Below are 2,726 nucleotides of genomic sequence, written 5' to 3'. Positions count from 1 at the left end.
GGCGGTGCCGTCGCAGCCACCGGGTGAACGGCGCGAGGGCATCCCGTTGTGAGGGCGAACCGGTGAGGAAGCCGTCGAGAGATCGCTGCGGGTATGTCGTCAGCGTTTCGCCGCTCGCGCGGATCTGCTGCAGGAGGGCCGCGCACCGCTTCAGCGCCGCACGCACCTTCTGATAGGTGGAGCCGGATCGGACGGCCGTAGCTGGTCTGCCCCTGAGTGATCTGCCCGACGGCAGCAGCTCCCAGGTGCAGTACCGCCGTAGGAGGAGCCGGTCCTCGGGATGGGGGACGGTCAGAAGCCACCGTTGGAACCAGTGCTCGAACCTCGCCGCTTGGATGTCGAAATCGGGCAGCACGCCTGAGCGGATGAGGAGCGAGAGCAGGAATGCCACGGACTGGCCGGCGTGCGCTCTGGTCATGATCGCGTCCGCGGTGAGGGGCAGCGTGCCATCGGCGAGCTCACGGAGGACGACCGCACAGCGGCTCTTGTACAGCCACCGCTCGAGGGAGATCGCACTGCCGTGGTGCGTCACCAGATACTCCGCGAGCGGGTGCAGCTCGGGGCGGATCTCTCCGCTGTCGTCAGCAAGCAGTTGCTGGATGGCGATAGGTCGCCGGCACTCTACGCATAGCCGGTGCTTGCGCACCTCTTCGATCGTCCCGCATCCCGGGCATGCCATCGTCACGGGAGCTCCTGCGCACTCGGCGCAGACCTTGTGCCCATTCATGAAGCCAGTGAGGAACACCTTCCGCCCGCACTCCGGGCACGGCTGGGGGCGTCGCATCGCGTAGTAGAAGCGGGCGCAGACCCGTCGGCCGTCCAGGTGCGTCGCTACGCGGCCCGGCTCCCCGCAGAGCTCGCACATCTTGACCGGCGCGGTGTAGCACGCGAGACAGACGAGCGCGGGGCGACGGACGATAATCGTGGCGTTCTGCCCGCATCGCGAGCAGTCGCCGAACGACCGCGGATCGGCTCGCCAGCAGTCCCGGCAGAACCGTTGCCCATCGACGGTGCGCTGCACGGGCTGAACTCGTCCGCATCTGGCACACGCGACCGATCGGGCATTCCGTTCACAGCGCGAGCAGTGGCGACCGCCGGTCTGCGTCTTGTGAGGCATCCGAACGGCACGTCCACAGGAATCGCATGTAGGCAAGACGACCCGCCCGGCACCCTCGTTCACGAGAGCGTGGGCCAGATCCTGCACCGTCACCGGTACGTTCCGGTGTCGCCCTTCGAGGACTCCAGGTTGTTTGAGGAGTGCGAGTTCGAGACGCCGTTGGGTGAGCGGCACGGGTGCGACTTCAGCCACGATCTCAACAAGGCGCTCCACCGGGATCTCCGGCGCGATCGCGTGGACGAGCCCGGCGACCTCAGCAACCCTGGGCTCCTGCGGAGGCTTCGCCACCGCGGCCTACTTCGAGCGCGGGCGACGGATCGTGGCCCGCACGGGCCGCAGATCGCCGATCGCACCCCGCGTCGCCTCTTCACCCACCGCGACCGGGACCGCAGCCTCCCGGCGGGTGACCCGCACGAGGTCGTCGAGCGAGCACTCCAACGCGTCGCACAGCGCGGCGAGCACGTCGATGCGAACCCGCTGCGGTGCTTGCGTCACCAGTCGGTACACCTGTTCCCGGGACAGGTCGACGCCCCGCTCCTCGAGCAACGGCTTCAGCTTGGAGGTCTGGAAGATCCCGCGCGAGGCCATCACGCTGCGGAGGCTCCATGCGGTCTCGAGCTCAACGGTCATCTGCTTCTCCTTCGATGAGGGCCTTCAATGCGTCCGCGAGTACCCGGTTCTTGAAGTCCGAGCTGACGGAGGCGTAGATCGAGGTCGTCGAAGCATGCATGTGCCCGACCTGCTCCTGGACGAATCGGTCGGCGTAGCCGAACTCGAGCAGGTGCGTCACGTACGAATGCCGGAGGCTGTGCAGAGTCAGGGCCTTTGACAAGCCGGCCTCGTCCCGCAGCTCCGCGAACCGCCGGTCGAGATAGCCGGCCGACAGTCGGGTGCGGCGTTCCGTCACCCACAGCGCGTCAAGACGGTATCCACGCCACCCGCGCAATTGTCGACGGCGGGCTGCGGAGCCGCGTGATCGTACTCACGACGTTCGACTTGGACGAGTACGCCTTCGGGGCACTCCGCGCGGGGGCGAGTGCGTTCCTCGTCAAAACTGCGACACACCAAGAACTCGTGGACGCCGTACGCGTCGTCGCTCGAGGCGATGCCATCGTGACGCCCCGCATCACACGGCAGCTCATCGACGCCTACACCGGCCGCGACCAGCCCGTCCCGGGCGGACAGGGCCTCTCGGTTCTGTCCCCCCGAGAACGCGACGTTTTCAACGCGATCGCGCTCGGCCTCTCCAACGGCGAGATCAGCCAGGCACTGCATCTCTCACCCGCAACGGTGAAGACGCATATCAACCGAATCTTCGCCAAGCTCGGCGTCCGCGACCGCGTGCAGGCTGTGATTCTTGCCCACCAGCTCGGGTAGACCATCGGTGGTCAAGCGAACTGATGCGCGAACGCGACGGGGCTGAGCCCTAGACGCCGCGGTGCCGAAGTGAGACACTTCTCTGTTCTACTTCGGGAGGTCACCATGGGCGACGATGAACCGGCGATCGATTGGGAAGGCGTCATCCGCGAGATGATCACGCGTGCGACCGAGGCGGCGCCCACCGAACCGGGCGTCTACAAGATGCCGTGCGGTGAGTGTGTGGTCGATT

2 protein-coding genes and 2 pseudogenes are annotated in these 2,726 nt (G+C 66.9%); 1 reads left to right on the top strand and 3 read right to left on the bottom strand.

Annotated features, from left to right (window positions below; all coding sequences use genetic code 11):
• The 3 genes and pseudogenes from BGO46_RS04915 to BGO46_RS04905 all read right to left on the bottom strand — a co-directional run.
• A pseudogene (locus BGO46_RS04915) lies at positions 1–1,021 on the bottom strand (hypothetical protein); the annotation flags it as partial.
• Positions 1,022–1,411: 390 nt separating this feature from the next.
• Positions 1,412–1,747 carry a helix-turn-helix transcriptional regulator gene (locus BGO46_RS04910; RefSeq protein WP_292679289.1) on the bottom strand — a complete coding sequence of 112 codons (336 nt, stop codon included), beginning with the start codon at positions 1,745–1,747 and terminating at the stop codon, positions 1,412–1,414.
• Positions 1,737–2,039, bottom strand: a pseudogene (locus BGO46_RS04905) (tyrosine-type recombinase/integrase); the annotation flags it as partial. The gene BGO46_RS04910 and the pseudogene BGO46_RS04905, both read right to left, overlap by 11 nt.
• A gap of 50 nt (positions 2,040–2,089) precedes the next feature.
• Between BGO46_RS04905 and BGO46_RS04900 the strand changes: the two are divergent.
• The gene (locus BGO46_RS04900) at positions 2,090–2,494 is read left to right on the top strand and encodes a response regulator transcription factor (protein WP_051498749.1); all 405 of its coding nucleotides are present in this window, start codon (positions 2,090–2,092) and stop codon (positions 2,492–2,494) included.
• The last annotated feature ends 232 nt before the right edge of the window (positions 2,495–2,726 follow it).

Source organism: Microbacterium sp. 70-16 (genome assembly GCF_001898315.1).
Taxonomy (GTDB): Bacteria; Actinomycetota; Actinomycetes; order Actinomycetales; family Microbacteriaceae; genus Microbacterium.
Note: the sequence above shows the minus strand (reverse complement) of the source record. Positions and strands in the feature narration are given on the sequence as shown.